Here is an 18,725-nt window from a genome sequence, read left to right as displayed (position 1 = left end):
GTCCGTGGTTCAGCCTTGGGGCGGGCGCCCGTCCATCGTCCCGTCGAACGCGATCACGGGACGTCCGTCGCCCGGGTGGGTGAGCACGGTCGCGTGCACGCCGTAGACCTCGGCGAGCGTGTCGGCGGTGAGCACCTCCGCGGGCGCCCCCTCGGCCGCGACCCGCCCGCGCGACAGGACGACGACGCGTGTGCACCAGCGAGCCGCGTGATTGAGATCGTGCAGCGCCGCGACCACGGTGATCCCGAGCCCCGACACGAAGTCGAGGGTGTCGAGCTGCGCGGTGACGTCGAGGTGGTTGGTGGGCTCGTCGAGCAGGAGCAGCTGCGGCCGCTGCGCGAGCGCCCGGGCGACGCTGACGCGCTGCCGCTCGCCCCCTGACAGCGTGCGCCAGCGGCGGTCGGCGAGCGCGGACGCCCCGACTGAGGCCAGCGCGGCGCGCGCCTCCGCGGTCCGCTGCGCGTGGTCGCCACGGCCGAGCGCGTGATGCGGCAGCGAGCCGAGCTCGACGATCTCGAGCGCGGTGAGCGGGATGTCGCGGTCGGCCTGCTGCTCCATGAGGGCGACGCGTCGAGCCATCTCGCGGCGCCCGGCGCGATGCGCGACCAGGTCGCCGACCCGCACCTCGCCCGCCACGGGCGCGAGCACGCCCGCGATCGCGCCGAGCAGCGTCGACTTGCCCGCGCCGTTGGGGCCGAGCAGCCCCACCACCTCGCCGGGGCCGGCGGAGAAGGACACGTCGCTGAGCACCTCGCGGTGCCCGCGCGCGGCGGAGAGGGAGGACACGGTCAGCTCCATGACGACCTCCCGGACCGCCACAGCACGAGCACGAAGACGGGGACGCCGATGAGCGCGGTGACCACGCCGACGGGGATCTCGCGCGGGTCCAGGACGGTGCGCGCGAGCGTGTCGGCCCACACCAGGAAGATCGCGCCGCCGAGCGCTGCCGCGGGCAGCACCCTGCGATGCAGGCCTCCGGTGACGGCGCGCACGACGTGCGGCAGGACGAGCCCGACGAAGCCGATCGCGCCAGACGTGGACACCATCGCGCCGGTGAGCGCCGCGACGAGCACGAACAGCACGAGGTACGTCCGCCGCGTGTTGATGCCCAGGGCCTGCGCGGCGGGCTCGCCGAGTGCGAAGGCGTCGAGCCGCGAGGCGTACGCGCGCAGCAGCGGGTAGATCGCGACGAGGGCGATCAGGGCGACCGCCACCGTCGTCCACGAGGATCCGGCGAGCGAGCCGAGCAGCCAGTTGAGGACCTCGCGGTACGAGTCGCCCTTGGCCGCGACGACGATGACGAGCGACGTCACGGCCGCGAAGAGCTGCGACATCGCGAGTCCCGCCAACACGGCCGTCGTCGGCGTGATCGCCCCCGCGAGCCGTGCGACGCCGAGCGCGGCGACGAGCGCGACGAGCGCCCCGAGGAACGCGGCGACGGGCAGCGCGACGGTGGTCGCGACCGCCGAGCCGATCCCGAGCAGCAGCACCGCGACAGCGCCGAGCGACGCGCCCGACGACAGCCCGAGCAGGTACGGATCGGCGAGCGGGTTGCGCGTGACGCCCTGCATGACGACTCCCGCGACCGCGAGGCCGGCGCCGACCAGCGCCGCCGTGAGCACGCGCGGCAGGCGGATGCCCCACACGATCGCATCGTTCGTGTCAGAAGGAGTCGTCGCGGGGCTCAGCCCCGCGTGCAGCAGGATCACGTCCCACACCTGACCGGGCGTGAGGCCCGCGACGCCGATCGCCACCGCGACCACCACGGAGACGGCCAGCAGCGCCGCGAGCGCGGTGAGGACCACCGCGGGCGAGCGCAGCCGACGCGTCTCCATGGGTCAGTCGACCTCGATCTCGCCGAGCTGCTCGACGATCGACAGCACCGCCGCGGCGTTGCGGACGCCAGCCTCGCCCGCGGCGAACGGCACGATCACGTAGCGCTCGTCCTCGACGGCGGACAGGCTCGCGGTCGCGGCGTTGGCCTCGAGCGCCTCGATCTTCGACTCGGCGGTGTTCCAGCTCGCGTCGATCAGGACGATCACGTCGGGGTCGGCCGCGACGACCGACTCCCAGGTCACGGAGGTCCACGTGTCGTCGACGTCCACGACATTGGTGAGCCCCGCGGCGTCCATCATCATCTGCGGGGCCCCGAGCGAGGCGCCGACGTACGGGGAGTCGTCGCCCGACGAGTACCAGAGGGCCGTGAGGCCGCGGTCGTCGGCGACGACGGAGTCGAGGTCGGCCTGCATCGCGGCGACGAGCTCCGAGGCCGCCTCGGTCGCGCCGAACACGGCGCCGGCCTCCTCGATCTCGGCGAACAGCTCATCGAACGTCAGCGGGTCGGGCATGTAGCCCTCCTCCTTGCACGCCGACGGGGCCACGTAGGAGCCGATGCCGCGCTCGGCGAGGACGTCGCGCTCACCCACGCCCTCGGCGGAGAAGTTGGATTCCCAGCCGCCGAAGATCATGTCGGGCTCGAGCGCGAGCGCCGCCTCCTGGCCGGGCAGGAAGTCGGACAGCACCTCGACCTCGGGCACGTCGTTCGTGTAGGGGAGGTCGATGTCGCCGTCGAGGAACGCGGCGCCGACGATGCGGTCGCCCAGCCCGAGCGACAGCAGCAGCTCGGTGGTCGTGGACTTCACGGCGACGATGCGCTCGGGGGCCGACTCGACGGTGAGTGCGAATCCGCAGTTGTCGACGGTCACGGGGTAGGTCGCGGTCTCCGTGGCCGCGTCCTCGGTGGCCGGGGACGATGCGGAGGCGACGGCGTCGCTCGAGGTGGCCGTCGCCTCCTCCGTGTCGGCGGCGGAGCAGGCGGCGAGCGACAGGGCGGCGAGGCCCGTGAGTGCGACGAGGGAGGGCAGGGAGGGGCGTGGCATGCGGGGGTCCTTGAGGATCGTGACGACGATGACGAGACGAGGACCTGCCGCCCCAGTCTGGACGGCGCACCATGCCACACCCGGCTGGGGCCCTGGGTGTCAGCATAGCCACGCCGTGTGTCAGCCTTGTTGCGCGGCCCTGCCGATCGCCGCCGCGAGCCCGGGGAAGCCCTCGCCGTACTGGCCGAGGCTCACGCGGATGTGGGCGCCGCGGTGCGGGCCAGGGACGTCCGCGAGCGGGCTGTCGTCGTCGCCCACCTGGAAGGCGCTGCCGAGGCTCACGCTGATCCCGTGCGCGGCGAGGGCCACCTGAGCGGCGTGCTCGCTGCGCACCGGCACCCAGATGTTGAGTCCGTCCGACGGGGCGACGTCCACCCCGACGGCGCGCAGCCCCGCGGTGAGCTCGCGCTGGCGCGTGAAGTACACGTAGCGCGCACGGCGCACGGTCGCGACCGCGTCGCGGTCCTCGAGCAGGTGGTGGAGCATCGCCTGGGTCATGCGCGAGGTCCAGCCGGGCCCGAGGACGCGATGGGCGATGATGCGCTCGATCGCACCCGCGGGACCTCCGAGCGCGGCGATCCGCAGGTCGGGGCCGTGCGACTTGGAGAAGCCGAGGATGTGCAGCGTGCGGTGCGGCAGGTGCTGGCCGAGGCTCACCTTGGGCGCGGCCGTGATGAGGCCGCTCGCGTCGTCCTCGATGATGACGGCGTCCCTCCCGTGCCGGTGGCGCGCGAGCACGCCCGCGAGCTCCTCGGCGCGGCTCGCGGTGAGGGAGGCGCCGGTCGGATTGTGCGCGCGGGGCTGCAGGACTACGGCCGCCGGACGGGAGCCGAGCGCGGCCTCGAGCGATCCGGGAAGCATCCCGTGGTCGTCCATCGCGGCGGGCACCGCCATGAGCCGCAGGTGCTCGAGGAGGTCCAGGAGCATCGGGAACGTCGGCGTCTCGACGACCACGCGGTCCCCGAAGCGCGCGACGGCGCGCAGCGCCCGCTCCATGCCGTCCATCGCGCCGTCCACCACGGTGAGGCTCGGCGGGGAGTACGGCCACAGCGCGCGCAGCGGGCCCTCGAGGTCCGGGATGAGCGGGGGCTGGAGGTACGAGGTGACGCTCGCGTGGCGCGGCAGCGCGCGGTCGAGGCTCGTCTTGAGGTCGGGCAGGAGCGCCGGATCGGGCATGCCGGTCGCGAGGTCGAGGCGGGGCGACGACCCCGTCGGCGACGGTGCCCGGTCCGCGAGCGCGTGCGAATGCGGGGTGAGCCACGGGGTCGGCTGCTCGAGGACGAACGAGCCCGCGCGGCCGCGCGTCGCGAGCAGGCCGGCGCCCGCGAGGCCGCTCCAGGCGGCGCTGACCGTGCCGGGGCTCACGCCGAGCGCGGCCGCGACGGCCCGCACGGTGGGGAGCCTCGAGCCGGGCGCGAGCTCGCCCGTGCGGATGAGCAGGGACAGCGCCGCGGCGATCCCCTGGGGGCTCGCGTCGTCGATCTCCGCGACGAGCTGCTCGAGCTCCATGCGATCACCTGGGGTTTCGTATCCGTATTGTTCCCGCGGCGTAACGAGACATTTCGCGGCGAGTAACAGAGGAGAAATGTTCAAGCCCGAGAGTAACAGTCATTGATCGAGCGTCGGCGGCGCATTCGCAGCACCGGCCTCTCCACAACCTCACGGGAGCAGGTGAACCATGACTGTCATCAAGGCAGCGATCACGCAGACCACATGGACCGGCGACAAGGAGTCCATGCTCGACAAGCACGAGCAGTTCGTCCGTGACGCGGCCGCGCAGGGAGCCGACGTCATCTGCTTCCAGGAGCTCTTCTACGGCCCTTACTTCGGGATCACGCAGGACAAGAAGTACTACCGGTACGCCGAGCCGGCCGACGGCCCCATCGTGCAGCGCTTCGCCGCGCTCGCGAAGGAGTTCAGCATGGTGATGATCCTCCCCATCTACGAGGAGGACATGACGGGGGTGTACTACAACACCGCGGTCGTGGTCGATGCGGACGGCACCATCAAGGGCAAGTACCGCAAGAACCACATCCCGCACGTCGACAAGTTCTGGGAGAAGTTCTACTTCCGCCCCGGCAACATGGGCTACCCCGTGTTCGACACCGCGGTCGGCAAGGTCGGCGTCGTCATCTGCTACGACCGCCACTTCCCCGAGGGCTGGCGCGAGCTGGGCCTGAACGGCGCCCACCTGGCCTTCAACCCCAACGCCACCAAGCCGGGCCTGTCCAACCGCCTGTGGGAGATCGAGCAGCCCGCCGCGGCCGTCGCCAACGGCTACTACGTGCTCGCGCCCAACCGCGTCGGGCTCGAGGACAACGAGTACGGCGACGAGGCGGTGAACTTCTACGGCAAGTCGCAGATCGTCGACCCGCGCGGCAACTACGTCGGCGAGCTCGGCTCCGGCGAGGAGGAGGAGCTCATGATCCGCGAGCTCGACATGGACCTCGTCCAGCAGATGCGCGACGACTGGCAGTTCTACCGCGACCGCCGCCCCGATTCGTACGGCGAGATCACCGCGCCGTAAGTCCCCGCCCCGCAGCCCCCTCCTCATCCCCAGTCAAGGAGCACCATGAGCACCACGCTGATCAAGGGCGGAACCGTCGTCTCCGCCACCGGCCGCGTCCTGGCCGACGTCCTCGTGGACGACGAGACCATCGTCGCCGTCCTCCAGCCCGGCTCGACCTCGCTCGGGCACGACCTGCCGTCGACCGTCGACCGCGTGATCGACGCGACCGGCAAGTACGTCATCCCCGGCGGCGTCGACGCGCACACCCACATGCAGCTGCCGTTCGGCGGCACGTCCGCGTCGGACACCTTCGAGACGGGCACCAAGGCCGCGGCCTGGGGCGGCACCACCTCGATCATCGACTTCGCGGTCCAGAAGACCGGCGAGAAGGTCGAGGACGGCCTCGCCGCGTGGCACGAGCTCGCGAACGGCAACACGTTCGTCGACTACGGCTTCCACCAGATCATCGGCGGCGCCGACGAGGACGCGCTCGCGGCGCTGCCCAAGCTCGTCGACGAGGGCGTCACGTCCTTCAAGATGTTCATGGCCTACCCGGGCGTCTTCCACTCGGACGACGCGCAGATCCTGAAGGCGATGCAGATCGCCGCGGACACCGGCCTCATGACGATGATGCACGCCGAGAACGGCCCCGTGATCGACGTCATCGCGGAGCAGCTCGTCGCGCAGGGCAAGACCGACCCGTACTACCACGGCGTCGCCCGCGTGTGGCAGGCCGAGGAGGAGGCGACCCACCGCGCGATCATGCTCGGCAACATCACGGGCGCCCCGCTGTACGTCGTGCACGTGTCCGCCAAGCAGGCGCTCGCCCAGATCGCGACCGCCCGCGACGGCGGCCAGAACGTCTTCGCCGAGACCTGCCCCCAGTACCTCTACATGTCGCTCGAGGACCACCTCGGCGCGACGAGCGAGGAGTGGGGCGCATTCGAGGGCGCGAAGTACGTGTGCTCGACCCCGGTGCGCTCCAAGGAGGAGCAGCACCAGGACGCGATGTGGAACGGCCTGCGCACGAACGACCTCCAGATGGTCTCGACCGACCACTGCCCGTTCTGCATGAAGGACCAGAAGGAGCTCGGCCTGGGCGACTTCCGCAAGATCCCCAACGGCATCGGCTCGGTCGAGCACCGCATGGACCTGCTCTACCAAGGCGTCGTCACCGGCGAGATCACGCTCGAGCGCTGGGTCGAGCTCACCTCGACCACCCCCGCCCGGATGTTCGGCCTGTACGGCAAGAAGGGCGTCATCCAGCCCGGCGCTGACGCGGACATCGTGGTCTACGACCCGAACGGCCACACCTCGATCGGCGTCGGCAAGACCCACCACATGAACATGGATCACTCGGCCTGGGAGGGCTTCGAGGTCGACGGCCACGTCGACGTCGTCCTGTCCCGCGGCAACGTCCTGGTCGAGGGCGGCGAGTTCCACGGCACGAAGGGCCACGGCTCGTACCTCAAGCGCGGGCTCTCGCAGTACCTGATCTGACAGCTCTCACCGGAGCATCCGCGGCTCCCGCCCCGAGTCCTCCTGGGGCGGGACCCGCGATCCGCTCGAATCGGCATCGTCCCCGCACCACCCGGCCACGGCATCGTCCCGATCCCGCGGCCCCACCCGATCACCGCATCGTCCCGATGCCTCACCCCCTTCCCCGCGCCGACCCGGCGGCAACCCGAGAGGAAGCACCCATGGACTTCGGAGTCGTCCTCCAGACCGACCCACCCGCGCAGCGGACCGTCGCGCTCGCCAAGCTCGCCGAGACCTACGGCTTCGGCTACGCGTGGACCTTCGACTCGCACCTGCTGTGGCAGGAGCCCTACGTCATCTACAGCGCGATCCTCGCCGAGACGCACCGGATCAAGGTCGGCCCCTACGTCACCAACCCCGCCACGCGCGACTGGACCGTGACCGCGTCGACCTTCGCGACGCTCAACGAGATGTACGGCAACCGCACGGTGTGCGGCATCGGACGCGGCGACTCCGCGGTCCGCGTCCTCAACGGCAAGCCCGTCTCGGTCAAGGAGATGCGCCGGTCGATCGAGGTCATCCGCGAGCTCGCCAACTGCCGCCCCGTCGAGCACAACGGCTCGACGCTCCAGTTCCCGTGGGCGAAGACCTCCGAGCTCGAGGTGTGGGTGGCCGGCTACGGCCCGCTCGCGCTCAAGGCCGCGGGCGAGGTCGGCGACGGCTTCATCCTCCAGTGCGCGGACGTCGACATCGCGAAGTGGATGATCGACACGGTCAAGACCAACGCGTCGAATGCCGGCAAGGACCCCGAGAGCCTCGAGTTCTGCATCTCCGGACCCATGTACATCGGCGAGGACTGGGCGCACATGCGCGAGCAGTGCCGCTGGTTCGGCGGCATGGTCGGCAACCACGTCGCTGACATCGTCGAGAAGTACGGCAACGAGGGGTCGATCCCTACCGCGCTCGCGGAGTACATCGAGGGCCGCAAGGGCTACGACTACAACGAGCACGGCCGCGCGGGCAACTCGCACGCCGAGTTCGTGCCCGACGAGATCGTGGACCGCTTCTGCGTCCTCGGCACCGCGGACGAGCACATCGCGAAGCTCGAGGCGCTGCGCGACGTCGGCGTGACCCAGTTCGCGGGGTACCTCCAGCACGACAACAAGGAGGAGACCCTGCGCGTGTACGGCGAGAAGGTCATCCCCGCGCTGTCCGAGGCCATCACGGCCAAGATCTGAGACGAGGGATGACGATGTCGAAGCGGGCGAGCGGGATCCTGTGGGGGATCGCGGGCGTCGTCGCGGCCGTGCTGCTGTGGGAGACCTACAAGTGGCTCGGCCCGGAGGACGGGATCGCGATCGGCGATCTCATCATCTTCCCGCGCACCACCGACATCGCCATGCCTCACAGCTGGGACGTGCTCGCGAGGCTGTTCGAGCCCGTGACGCGTGCCGAGGGCGCCGACATGCTGTGGTGGGCGGTGCTCCAGGCCGCCGCTTTCTCGCTCGGCATCGCCGCGCTCGGCTGGCTCATCGGCGTCACGTTCGGGCTGGGTCTCGCGCTGCTCATGCAGCGGTGGATCACCGCCGAGTCCGCGGTGCTGCCGTGGGTCGTGCTGAGCCAGACCGTGCCGCTCATCGCGATCGCACCCCTCGTCAAGCGGTGGGGCTCCGAGATCACGATCGGCTCGTTCCAGTGGGAGAACTGGATGTCCGTCGCGGTGATCGCGTCGTACCTCGCGTTCTTCCCGGTCGCGGTCTCGGCGCTGCGAGGGTTGAAGTCCCCCGAGACCGCGGACATCGACCTGTTCCGCGCGTACTCCGCGTCCTGGTGGACCACGCTGCGCAAGCTGCGCCTGCCGTCGTCCGTCCCGTACCTGATGCCGGCCCTGCGGCTCGCCGCCGCGAACGCCGTGGTCGGCACCGTCGTCGCCGAGGTCTCGATCGGACTGGGCGGCGGCATCGGCCGCATGATCATCGAGTTCGCCGCCACCGCGAGCGGCGACCCCGCCAAGACCTACGCGCCCATCCTCGGTGCCGTGCTGATCGGGCTCGTCTCCGCGGGCCTTGTCGCACTCATCGGCGTCGGCCTGAGGCGCTACACGAGAGGAGAGGTCCCCGCATGAGCGAGGCCCGAATCGCCGTCCACGTCGACAAGGTCGACAAGATCTTCACGAGCCGCAAGGCGGGAGAGGTGCACGCGCTGTCCGACGTGAGCCTCGACGTCGCGGCGGGCGAGTTCGTGTCGCTCATCGGGCCCTCGGGCTGCGGCAAGTCGACGCTCATGCGCCTCGTGGCCGACCTCGACTCGATCACCTCGGGCGAGATCACGGTCTTCGGCAAGACCCCCGAGCAGGCCCGCAAGGACCAGGACTACGGCATCGCGTTCCAGCAGGCCGGCCTGCTCCCGTGGCGCTCGGTCCGCGCGAATATCGAGCTGCCGCTCGAGATCCATGGCTGGGAGGCGCGGGACAAGAAGGAGCGCTCGGACGAGCTGCTCGAGCTGATCGGCCTGGCCGACTTCGCCGACCACCGCCCCGACCAGCTGTCGGGCGGCATGAAGCAGCGCGTCGCGATCGCCCGCTCGCTCGCGGAGCGCCCGCGCCTGCTCCTCATGGACGAGCCGTTCGGCGCGCTCGACGAGATCACGCGCGAGCACATGCAGAACGAGCTCGTCGCGCTGTGCCAGGAGACCGGCGCGGCCGTCATCTTCGTCACGCACTCGATCCCGGAGGCGGTCTTCCTGTCCGACCGCGTGGTCGTGATGTCGCCCCGACCAGGCCGGATCACCGAGATCATCGACGTCAAGCTCGGCGACCGCAACGAGGACCTGCGCGAGGCCTCGACCTTCTACGACGGCGTGACCGCGGTGCGCACCGCGCTTCACGGCGAGGCCCCCGAGGGCGCCCGCGGGGTGGAGAACCGATGAACGCCGGCTCGACCGCACGCACCTTCCTTGCGCCCGTCGCGCTCGGGGTGCTCGCGCTCGCGCTGTGGCAGGCGCTCGTCGTGGCGTTCAATGTCGAGCCGTTCCTCGTGCCCAGCCCCGTCGGCATCGCAGGTGCCTTCGCCGACGGCGTCTCCAACATCCTCAGCGCCAGCATGGCGACCGGGCTCAACGCCCTCATCGGCCTCGCGATCGGCGCCGTGGCCGGAATCTTCGTCGCGATCATGGCGAACGCGCTGGGCTTCCTCGACCGCATGCTCGTGCCGCTCGTCGCGGCGCTCGCGGTCATCCCGATCGTCGCGCTCGCGCCGATCTTCTATGCGATGTACGGCGCAGCCGAGGAGACGGGCCGTCAGCTCGTCGCGGCCGTCGCCGTGTTCGTCCCGATGTACCTCAACACGCTGCACGGCCTCCGCCAGGCGGAGCCCGTGCACCGCGACCTCATGCGTTCGTATGCTGCGACGAAGGAGCAGACGAACCGCATCCTCCTCATCCCCGGAGCCGTGCCGTACGTGCTCACGGGCCTCAAGATCGGATCCTCGCTCGCCGTCATCTCCGCACTCATCGCCGAGTACTTCGGAGGGCCCGCCAAGGGCCTCGGTCGAGCCATCACATCATCCGCCGCAGCGAGCAACTACACCGTCGCCTGGTCGTACGTGCTCGGCGCGGTCCTGCTCGGTGCCGTCTTCTATGGCGTCACCGCGGCACTTGAGAGCTTCGCGCACCGGCAACGGAGCGGGAGATAGGCCCCGGCGCACGACGGGGACTTCATAGGGGATACACAGGGAGAGAACAATGGTTCACACGGCACGACGCGCACGACGCGTCACCGCTGCCGCCGCGATGGCGGTCGCAGGCACGCTCGCGCTCACGGCGTGCTCGGGCGACACCGAGGCCGAGGCGGAGGGCGGCTCCTCCGAGTCCGCCGCCGCTTCCGAGGAGACGCCCGAGGAGCTGACGCCGGTCTCGGTCCAGCTGCAGTGGCTGACCCAGGCGCAGTTCGCCTGCTACTACTCGGCGCTCGACCAGGGCTACTACGAGGCCGAGGGCCTCGACGTCGAGATCATCCCGGGCGCGGTCGACATCGTCCCGATCGACGTCCTCACCTCGGGCAACGCCGACTACGCCGTGTCGTGGGTCCCGAAGGTGCTCGGCTCGATCGAGCAGGGCTCGGCGGTCACCAACGTCGCGCAGATCTTCGAGCGCTCCGGCACGCTGCAGGTCGCGTTCGCGGACTCGGGCATCGAGTCGGCCGCTGACTTCGCTGGTCTGTCGATCGGCTCGTGGGGCTACGGCAACGAGTGGGAGCTCATCGCCGGCATGCAGGCCAACGGCGTCACCCTCGACGACCTCGACGGCGGCTCGACCGTCCAGCAGGCCTTCGACATGAACGCCTTCATCGCGGGCGACATCGACGCGGCGCAGGCCATGACCTACAACGAGTACGCGCAGGTCCTCGAGACGATCAACCCCGACACGGGCGAGCTCTACACCGAGGACGAGCTGGTCGTCATCGACTGGAACGACGAGGGCACCGCGATGCTCCAGGACGCGATCTGGGCCGACTCCGACCGCCTCGCCTCCGACGAGGAATACCAGGCGACCACCACGTCGTTCATCAAGGCAACCATCGAGGGCTGCGTCTTCGCGAAGGACGACCCCTCGGCCGCTGCTGACATCGTGACCGCCGCGGGCTCGACCCTCGGCACCTCGCACCAGCTGTGGATGGCGAACGAGATCAACAAGCTGATCTTCCCGTCGACCTCCGGCGTGGGTCACATCAACGAGGACCAGTGGGAGCAGACCGTGAGCCTCGCGCTCGAGACGGTCAACCCCGAGGGCTCGACCATCATCACGACCGAGCCGCCGGAGACCGCGTACACCAACGAGTACGTCGACGCGGCGCTCGCTGAGCTCGAGGCCGACGGCGTGGACGTCTACGGCGAGGACTACGAGCCGATCGAGGTCACCCTCAACGAGGGTGGCGAGTGATCTGACCTGGAACCGGCCTGTGCCGGATCCGGTCCTGATCGGCTGACGGTCCTCCAAGGTCGGCCGGTCTGAGAGCAGGAAGGGCGGGTGTCGCGTTCGCGCGGCGCCCGCCCTTCTGCGCGTGCGGAGTGCGACGACGTAGGTGCTCGCCTGAAGCAGGTCAGCCGCGCCCGTCCTCTCGACGCCGCACCACCTGCACCCGATTCTCTCCAGTACGGACAGTGAAGCCCAGGTGCACATACAGCTGGATCGCAGTCACGTTCGTGGCGACCACGTGCAGGAAGGGCGTGCGGTCCTGGGCCCAGCTCCCCGCGGCCACCGCGGCCATGAGCCTCGTGGCGAGCCCGCGCCCGCGGTGCGACTCGCGCGTGCACACCGCGCTGATCTCGGCCCACGAGGGGGTGGTCAGGCGCTCGCCCGCCATTGCGACGAGCTCGCCCTCCTCCCAGACGCCGTAGTAGGCACCCATCAGCGCAGTCTCGGTCGCGAATGGCCCGGGATGAGTCTGCTCGGCGAGGTCGAGCATCGCGTCGGAGTCGTCGAGGCTGAGGCGCGCGACACTGTCCCGAGTCGCGTCCGTCGGCTCGAGCCCGAACCTCCGCGGCGCGACCATCTGCACCGCATCGATCTCTTCGAGCGTCTCCCAGTTGTCGGGCACATCGAACGGCACCCCGAACAGCGCCACCGCCTCGTCGCCGGCGAGAGAGCCCAGGTCCTCCCAGTCCGCAGCCGACGCGTCGGCGGGAAGTGCGGCGAACGGAGCCACGCTCGCGCGGTAGCGCGCGACCCGTCCGCGCGCGGTGCCGAGGTCGTGGTGCGGTCCGGCGAGCGCGTGCACGGCGGGGTGGTCCAGCTCGGTTGACGAGTCCACGAGTCCCAGGCTAGGTCGCCTCACGCTGATGCGCGCGCGGATCCGCCGTCCTCAGACCAGCAGGCCGGCCTCCATGCGCAGCACGCGATGCGCCATCGTCTCCGCCTCGGCGGGGTCGTGCGTGACCAGCAGCGCGGAGACGCCCTGCGAGCGCAGGATGTCGCGCACGTCCTTCGCCAGCCGGGTGCGCAACTGCGCGTCCAGCGCTGACAGCGGCTCGTCGAGGGCGATGAGCCGGGGCTTGGCCGCGAGCGAGCGCGCGAGCGCGACGCGTTGCCGCTGGCCCCCCGACAGCTCCGCCACGTCGCGGCTTCCCAGTCCGTCGAGGCCCACCATCTCGAGCAGCTCCTCGACGCGCTCGTGCCTGGCCCCCGGGGCGACCCCAGCCATGCGCGGGCCGAACGCGATGTTGCCCGCGACGTCGAGATGCGGGAAGAGCTGCCCGTCCTGGAACACCATCCCGAAGCGACGCTTGTGCACCGGCGTGCGCGTGAGGTCCTCGTCGTTCCACGCGACGACTCCCGCGGCCGGCTCGACGATGCCGACGACGGCACCCAGCAGCGAGGACTTCCCGCAGCCCGAGGGACCGAGCAGCGCGACGGTCTCGCCGTGCCCGATCGTGAGGGACACGCCTCTGACCGCCTCGACCGGAGGCTCGCCGGAGTACGTGACGACGAGATCCTTCACGGTCAGCCCGCCGGGTGCGGGCTCGTCGCTGTGCGGTCCGTACATCAGAGCGCCTCCTCTGTGGTGGCGGGCAGGGGGTCCTGGTCTCTCACAGCCCACCTCCCGATCGTGCCCGCCACCGTTCGGAGACGAGCATCACGGCGGCGACGAGCACCGCCAGCATGACAGCCGACGCGTAGGCCAGACCGACGTTCTCCGCGCCTGGGCGCGAGAGCAGTCGCGCGATCGCGGTGGTCAGCGTGGGCCTGTCGGGGCGCGCGACGAATGCGGTCGCGCCGAACTCGCCCATCGCGATCGCGAAGGCGAAGGCGAGCGAGGCCGCGAGGGCGGGGCGCAGCAGCACCGCGTCCACATGCCACCGCACGCGCCAGGGGCTCGCGCCGAGGCTCGCCGCCGCAGCACGGAGCCCGGGCGCGATCGCCCTGGCCGCGGGGAGCATCGCGCGCACCATGAGGGGAAGCGCGACGATCGCCTGCGCGATCGGAACCAGCCACCACGAGGCGCGCAGGTCCACCCCGAGCACAGTCGTGTTGAGGGTGAGCAGCATCCCGAGCCCGACCACCACGGCCGAGACCCCGAGCGGCAGCATCGTCAGCGCCTCGAGCACCGAACCGCGACGTGTCCGGCGCGCCACGAGCCCCGTGATGAGCACGCCCATCACGGCAACCATCACGGTGGCGAGAGCAGCCGTCACCACGGAGTTGAGCGTCGCCTGCACGACCGACACGGGCAGGATGTTCCGCGCGGGCACCGAGAAGATCGCCAGATAGTGGTCCAGCCCATACCCGTCCCCGACCCGCAGCGACCGCTCGACCAGCGCCGAGAGCGGCAGCACGAGCAGGACCATCGCGGGCACGAGGGACCCGACCACGGCGGCCTTCTCACCCCGGCGTGGCCCGCGTCGTCCCTGGACCGACTGCGTGAAGCCGCGCGCCCCGCCGGCCCGCGCGCTGATCCACAGCGCGAGCGCGACGATCGCGACCTGGACGAGCGCGAGCACCGAGGCCGCGCGCAGATCCAGGAACTGGTTGACCTGCAGGTAGATCTCGGTCTCGACGGTCCGCACGCGCGAGCCGCCGAGCACGAGCACGAGCGCGAACGAGGTCGAGCAGAAGAGGAAGACGACGGCCGCGGCCGACGCGATCGTCGGCGCGAGCGCGGGCAGTGTGACGTGCCAGTACGCACGTGCGCGCGACGCGCCGAGGGTGCGCGCCGCCGCTGCAAGCGAGGAGGGCATCGTCTCCCAGGCGCCGCCCACGAGGCGGATCACGACCGACACGTTGAAGAACGTGAGAGCGAGCACGATCGCCGCGGGGGTCTGGTCCAGGCCCCACGAGCCCAGCAGCCCTGAGGACGAGAACAGCGCCGAGAACGCCGCCGCCACCACGAGGGTCGGCAGCACGAACGGCGTGGTGAGGATGGCGCGCACCGTCGTGCGCCCGCGCCACTCGAAGCGACCGAGCGCCCACGCCGCGGGGAGCCCGATCGCGAGCGAGCCGAACGTGCCGAGCGCGGCCAGGTACAGCGTCGTCCAGATCGCCTCGAGCGTGCGCGACGACGACAGGACGTCCCACGCCGCGGCGACGTCCCAGTCCTCGAACAGGCCGCGCACCAGCACGGACGCGACCGGCCACAGGAAGAACAGCCCAAGGAATCCCAGCGGCACGACCGCGACCGCCCACCACGCCAGGTGGCGGCGGACGGTCGCGGGGTTCACACGAGGCGCAGTGCTCACGGGTTCAGTCTGGTGTGGTCAGAGACGATGCGTCAGTCCAGGACGATCGACGTCCACTCGTCGATCCATGCGTCGCGGTTCGCATCGATCTCGGACGGCTCGACCGTGGCGGGGGAGTCGGAGAGCGTCGCGTACTCGGCCCAGTCCTCGGGCACCGACACCGACGACGACACCGGGTAGACGTACATGTTCAGGGGCAGCGCCTCCTGGAACTCGTCGGAGAGCATCCAGTCGATGACGAGCTCGGCGCCCGCCGGGTTGGACGCGCCCTCGAGGACGCCTGCGTACTCGACCTGGCGGAAGCAGCCGTCGGTCATCGACGCGGTCGTGGGCTCGCCGTCGATCACCTCGTAGGGCGGGGACGACGCGTACGACAGGACGATGGGGTAGTCGCCTCCGTAGTTCGGCGCCGAGAAGTCGGTGTAGTACGAGTCGCCCCACGACGCGGTGACGCGCAGATCGTTGTCGCGCATGTCGGCCCACCACTGCTGCCAGCCGTCGCCGAGCTCGCCGATCGTGGCGAGCAGGAACGCGAGGCCGGGGGAGGAGGTGGCGGGGTTCATCACCGACACGAGGCCCGTGTACTCAGGGTCCGTCAGGTCCTCGAGCGTCTCCGGCACGGCGAGCCCCGAGTCGGCGAAGTACGCGAGGTCGTAGTTGAGGCACACGTCCGAGTAGTCGATCGCGGTGAGCCGGTCCTCGGCGCCCTCGATCGCGTAGGCGGCGGAGTCCGCCGCGGCGGAGGCGGACGACGTGTACGACGCGAGGACGTCGTTGTCGACGGCCCGCGTCGCGAACGTGTTGTCGATCCCGTAGACGACGTCGCCGAGCGGCGCGTCCTTGGTCAGCACCAGCTGATTGACGAGCGTGCCCGCGTCGCCCGGCGCGACGAACTCGACCGTCATCCCGGTCTCCTCCTCGAACGAGGCGAGTGCCGCATCGTCCACGTAGAAGGAGTCGTGGGTGACGACGGTGACCGTGGTGCCTTCGACATCGTCCATGGACGATGCGGTCGCCTCGGCCGAGGCGGACGACGATGGGTCGTCGGTCGTGCCGGAACTGCAGGCCGTGAGGGCCAGGACCGAGATGGCGGCCGCCGACGCGGCCAGGGTGCGCGGGATGCGCATGGGTTTCCTCCCAGGTATAGGAGGGGACGAGACTCGACTCCCTACGCCGGTGCTAGCCGGATCAGGTTCGAGGGTCTGCGGCTGGTCCGCACTCTCAGCGCCCTCACCCCGGTCTCCCGAGAGGCGCTCCCCTGTCGTGAGACCCACCCTAGCGCGGGATCCAGGGGGTTCCGACCGGGGCTGATCCCGGCGCGGGGCCTAGGAGCGCTTCGCGGTGACGCCGGCCGACTTCTTCGTCATGGTCGTGTATCCGGACCGCTTCGCCGTCACCTTGACGGTGATCACATGCCCGGCGTCGGCCTTCGTGAGCGTGTACCCCTTGTGGGTGGCGCGTGCGATCGCCTGGCCGTCGCGGAACCAGCGGTACGTCAGGGTCGTCGACGTCGGCGACCAGGTGCCGACGCGCGCCTTGAGCAGGTTTCCGACGACCGGGGTTCCGACGATCGTCGGGGTCGGCGCGCTCGTGAAGAGCGGGGGAACCTTGTAGCCCTCGCTCGTGTAGGTCGTCGACGCGTATCCCGAGCGCTTGGCGGTGATCTTGACGAACACCTTGCAGCCCGCATCGGCCTTGGTGATCGTGTAGGTCCGCTTCGTCGCGCCGGCGATCTTCTTGCCGCAGCGCATCCACTGGTACGAGTACGACGTGGGTGCCGGGCTCTTGTAGGTGGGGTGCTTCGCCGTGACGGTCTTGCCCACCTTGAATGCGCCCTCGAGCGGGTACACCTGCGTGAGCTCTCCGAGAGCGCCGAGCACGGTCGTGGTCGGGCCCTGGTAGGTCCGTGTCTTGTAGCCGTCGGCGCGCACCTGCACCTTGACCGAGAGCTTCTTGCCCTTCGCGGAGGCGGGAAGCGTGTACTTCACGTTCCCGTTCCATGCCGAGGTGTAGACGACCTTGCCGTCGAGCGACCAGATGCTGCGCTCGTCGTACGACTTTCCGATGCCGGCGCCCGAGAGGGTCGCCGTCGGCTGGGTGCCGACCACGGCGGTGTTGTCGATCTTGACCTTGGCGCTGCTCGGGAACGTGCCGAGGATCGGGCCGAAGGCCTTGCTCGTGGCGACGTACGTGCGCATGCCCGGCAGCGAGATCGCGAGTTTCGCGGTGAAGCTCTCGCCGACGTTGGTGAGGTCCGTGGTGAAGGTGGCGCCGGATGTCAAGGGATCGCTCGACGTCGGGCTGTCGTACCAGTACACGTGTGCGCTGAGGTCGCCGTTCGTCGGCGCTCCGCTGATCGCATAGGAGGCGGTGAGGGTCGAGTCCTGGACCGCGGCGCCGGTCACCGACACGGACGCCGAGAAGGACGACGGCCATGCACAACCCGTCGACACGGCTTCCGAGGTGTAGGTCACGGTCCCCGTGAAACGAGAGTTGTAGGCGAAGGACAGCGCCGTCTTGCCCGTGTTCGAGAAGAGGGTCTGGTCGCCGAAGCGGTATGCGGTCAGTGAGGTCGGGGTGACCGTGGCGCCGTTGAAGGCAACGGCGGAGGGAGTGGGGAACAGCTCGCAACGGGCGATCTCCCCGCCGTCGATCTGCTGTCCTGCCGCGTCATAGTCCACCAGCTCGGGCAGGGTGGCGAGCGGCGAGATGTCGGAGATGGCGTTGCGGTACAGGTCCAGGTACTCCAGGGAGGGGTGCGCGGCGAGCGGCGAGAGGTCGGCAACGTCCGAGTACGCGATCCAGAGGTCGGTGAGGTCTGTCAGCTCGGCGACCGGTGCGAGGTCGGTGATCCCTGTCGACTCCGCCCAGAGGAGGGTCATGGTGTCGACGACGGCCAGCGGCGAGAGGTCGGTGATGCCCGTGCCGCTGATGTTGATCTCGGAGAGGGCCTCGAGGCCGCTGAGGTCGGGAAGCGAAGTGACGGCCGCGCCGTCGAGGTCCAGCGCCTCGAGCCCCGTGAGGGACGTGATCGGGGTGAGGTCGACATCGCCGAGCTCCTCGAGGCCCAGGTACTGGAGCGACGTCAGGTCCGTGAGCGGTGTGAGGTCGGTGATCGCGTCCGCGGGCCAGATGTCGAGCACCGTCAACGACGTCGCCGCGTCGAGGCCGTCGAGCGAGGAGACGTCGTCGTAGCACAGGAGCACGTCGAGCGAGGCGACGTCGGTGGCCGTCAAGGGGTCGGTGCTCTCAAGCCCGAGCATCTCGCGCGCGCATGCGGCGAGGGCGGGGTCGGAGAGTGCGTCGGTGTCCTCGGCGGTGGCCGCCGTGGGCGCCGCGAGCGCGATGGTGAGCGCCGCGATCGTTGCGGCAGCGGTCGACTTGTACGAGTGCCTCAGCACGTGATTCCCCCTACGTCCCTGCGGTGTCGGAACCGCCTGGCTGCGAGGGCATCGTGCTGGTTCTGCTCGAATTGAAGCGCTTCCGGCAGTCGAGGTCAAGGAACTTGAGTCATGCCGAACCGATTGATCCCGCACGGGTCACGGGTCGGTGCCCGAAACGTGGTCGGAAATCCTCACAATTGCGCCTCAACGGACGATCGTGAGGGCAATCCGCCGGGCCAGGCCT

At 70.2% G+C, this 18,725-nt stretch carries 16 protein-coding genes and 1 riboswitch; of the genes, 7 read left to right on the top strand and 9 right to left on the bottom strand.

Annotated features, from left to right (window positions below; genetic code table 11):
* Positions 1-9 precede the first annotated feature (9 nt).
* The 4 genes from B7K23_RS02480 to B7K23_RS02465 form a co-directional block, all read right to left on the bottom strand.
* Positions 10-798 (bottom strand): ABC transporter ATP-binding protein, encoded by a 789-nt coding sequence (locus tag B7K23_RS02480; protein WP_084124807.1) that lies wholly within the window; start codon positions 796-798, stop codon positions 10-12.
* Positions 789-1,835 (bottom strand): iron chelate uptake ABC transporter family permease subunit, encoded by a 1,047-nt coding sequence (locus B7K23_RS02475; protein ID WP_084124805.1) that lies wholly within the window; start codon positions 1,833-1,835, stop codon positions 789-791. Before B7K23_RS02475 ends, B7K23_RS02480 begins: the two co-directional genes overlap by 10 nt.
* A gap of 3 nt (positions 1,836-1,838) precedes the next feature.
* Positions 1,839-2,879, bottom strand: a complete 1,041-nt coding sequence (locus B7K23_RS02470) for a putative F420-0 ABC transporter substrate-binding protein (RefSeq protein ID WP_084124803.1) — start codon at positions 2,877-2,879, stop codon at positions 1,839-1,841.
* 120 nt (positions 2,880-2,999) lie between these two features.
* A complete protein-coding gene (locus B7K23_RS02465; protein ID WP_084124801.1) occupies positions 3,000-4,388 on the bottom strand; it encodes a PLP-dependent aminotransferase family protein in 1,389 nt (462 codons plus the stop codon).
* 169 nt (positions 4,389-4,557) lie between these two features.
* Here B7K23_RS02465 and B7K23_RS02460 point away from each other — a divergent pair, with 169 nt between their 5' ends.
* From B7K23_RS02460 to B7K23_RS02430, 7 genes are all read left to right on the top strand, one after another.
* Complete coding sequence (locus B7K23_RS02460) at positions 4,558-5,406, top strand: nitrilase-related carbon-nitrogen hydrolase (RefSeq protein WP_084124799.1); 849 nt, start codon at positions 4,558-4,560, stop codon at positions 5,404-5,406.
* A 45-nt stretch (positions 5,407-5,451) separates the two neighbouring features.
* Complete coding sequence (gene hydA, locus B7K23_RS02455; RefSeq protein ID WP_084124797.1) at positions 5,452-6,888, top strand: dihydropyrimidinase; 1,437 nt, start codon at positions 5,452-5,454, stop codon at positions 6,886-6,888.
* Between the two features lie 200 nt (positions 6,889-7,088).
* Positions 7,089-8,105 (top strand): TIGR03842 family LLM class F420-dependent oxidoreductase, encoded by a 1,017-nt coding sequence (locus B7K23_RS02450; RefSeq protein WP_084124794.1) that lies wholly within the window; start codon positions 7,089-7,091, stop codon positions 8,103-8,105.
* 14 nt (positions 8,106-8,119) lie between these two features.
* Positions 8,120-8,992: an ABC transporter permease gene (locus tag B7K23_RS02445; RefSeq protein ID WP_234996386.1), complete on the top strand. Its 873-nt coding sequence runs from the start codon at positions 8,120-8,122 to the stop codon at positions 8,990-8,992.
* A complete protein-coding gene (locus B7K23_RS02440; RefSeq protein ID WP_084124790.1) occupies positions 8,989-9,795 on the top strand; it encodes an ABC transporter ATP-binding protein in 807 nt (268 codons plus the stop codon). Before B7K23_RS02445 ends, B7K23_RS02440 begins: the two co-directional genes overlap by 4 nt.
* Positions 9,792-10,559, top strand: a complete 768-nt coding sequence (locus tag B7K23_RS02435) for an ABC transporter permease (RefSeq protein ID WP_084124788.1) — start codon at positions 9,792-9,794, stop codon at positions 10,557-10,559. The genes B7K23_RS02440 and B7K23_RS02435 overlap by 4 nt, the downstream gene beginning before the upstream one ends.
* Before the next feature lie 49 nt (positions 10,560-10,608).
* On the top strand, positions 10,609-11,805 hold the full coding sequence (locus B7K23_RS02430) for an ABC transporter substrate-binding protein (RefSeq protein WP_084124785.1): 1,197 nt from the start codon (positions 10,609-10,611) through the stop codon (positions 11,803-11,805).
* A gap of 160 nt (positions 11,806-11,965) precedes the next feature.
* Here B7K23_RS02430 and B7K23_RS02425 read toward each other — a convergent pair whose 3' ends face one another.
* The 5 genes from B7K23_RS02425 to B7K23_RS02405 form a co-directional block, all read right to left on the bottom strand.
* Positions 11,966-12,676, bottom strand: a complete 711-nt coding sequence (locus B7K23_RS02425) for a GNAT family N-acetyltransferase (protein WP_084124783.1) — start codon at positions 12,674-12,676, stop codon at positions 11,966-11,968.
* A 51-nt stretch (positions 12,677-12,727) separates the two neighbouring features.
* Complete coding sequence (locus tag B7K23_RS02420) at positions 12,728-13,408, bottom strand: ABC transporter ATP-binding protein (protein WP_084124781.1); 681 nt, start codon at positions 13,406-13,408, stop codon at positions 12,728-12,730.
* Positions 13,409-13,451: 43 nt separating this feature from the next.
* Positions 13,452-15,098 carry an iron ABC transporter permease gene (locus tag B7K23_RS02415; protein WP_234996385.1) on the bottom strand — a complete coding sequence of 549 codons (1,647 nt, stop codon included), beginning with the start codon at positions 15,096-15,098 and terminating at the stop codon, positions 13,452-13,454.
* Positions 15,099-15,130: 32 nt separating this feature from the next.
* Positions 15,131-16,225, bottom strand: coding sequence for a thiamine ABC transporter substrate binding subunit (locus tag B7K23_RS02410; protein ID WP_084124777.1), 1,095 nt, complete (start codon positions 16,223-16,225; stop codon positions 15,131-15,133).
* Positions 16,226-16,246: 21 nt separating this feature from the next.
* Positions 16,247-16,368, bottom strand: a riboswitch (TPP riboswitch).
* Between the two features lie 55 nt (positions 16,369-16,423).
* A complete protein-coding gene (locus B7K23_RS02405) occupies positions 16,424-18,499 on the bottom strand; it encodes a leucine-rich repeat domain-containing protein (RefSeq protein WP_084124775.1) in 2,076 nt (691 codons plus the stop codon).
* Positions 18,500-18,725: the final 226 nt, after the last annotated feature.

The sequence above is a fragment of the Demequina sp. NBRC 110054 genome, assembly GCF_002090115.1.
In the GTDB taxonomy this organism is placed as follows: Bacteria; Actinomycetota; Actinomycetes; order Actinomycetales; family Demequinaceae; genus Demequina.
This window is presented reverse-complemented; position numbering and strand designations above follow the sequence as displayed.

Bases quoted from the DNA above. Each gene is read 5' to 3' on its own strand.
- B7K23_RS02420 (WP_084124781.1), bottom strand. From the start codon at position 13,408: ATGTACGGACCGCACAGCGACGAGCCCGCACCCGGCGGGCTGACCGTG.
- B7K23_RS02465 (WP_084124801.1), bottom strand. From the start codon at position 4,388: ATGGAGCTCGAGCAGCTCGTCGCGGAGATCGACGACGCGAGCCCCCAG.
- B7K23_RS02435 (WP_084124788.1), top strand. From the start codon at position 9,792: ATGAACGCCGGCTCGACCGCACGCACCTTCCTTGCGCCCGTCGCGCTC.
- B7K23_RS02470 (WP_084124803.1), bottom strand. From the start codon at position 2,879: ATGCCACGCCCCTCCCTGCCCTCCCTCGTCGCACTCACGGGCCTCGCC.
- hydA (WP_084124797.1), top strand. From the start codon at position 5,452: ATGAGCACCACGCTGATCAAGGGCGGAACCGTCGTCTCCGCCACCGGC.
- B7K23_RS02440 (WP_084124790.1), top strand. From the start codon at position 8,989: ATGAGCGAGGCCCGAATCGCCGTCCACGTCGACAAGGTCGACAAGATC.
- B7K23_RS02450 (WP_084124794.1), top strand. From the start codon at position 7,089: ATGGACTTCGGAGTCGTCCTCCAGACCGACCCACCCGCGCAGCGGACC.
- B7K23_RS02430 (WP_084124785.1), top strand. From the start codon at position 10,609: ATGGTTCACACGGCACGACGCGCACGACGCGTCACCGCTGCCGCCGCG.
- B7K23_RS02475 (WP_084124805.1), bottom strand. From the start codon at position 1,835: ATGGAGACGCGTCGGCTGCGCTCGCCCGCGGTGGTCCTCACCGCGCTC.
- B7K23_RS02445 (WP_234996386.1), top strand. From the start codon at position 8,120: ATGTCGAAGCGGGCGAGCGGGATCCTGTGGGGGATCGCGGGCGTCGTC.
- B7K23_RS02460 (WP_084124799.1), top strand. From the start codon at position 4,558: ATGACTGTCATCAAGGCAGCGATCACGCAGACCACATGGACCGGCGAC.
- B7K23_RS02480 (WP_084124807.1), bottom strand. From the start codon at position 798: ATGGAGCTGACCGTGTCCTCCCTCTCCGCCGCGCGCGGGCACCGCGAG.
- B7K23_RS02410 (WP_084124777.1), bottom strand. From the start codon at position 16,225: ATGCGCATCCCGCGCACCCTGGCCGCGTCGGCGGCCGCCATCTCGGTC.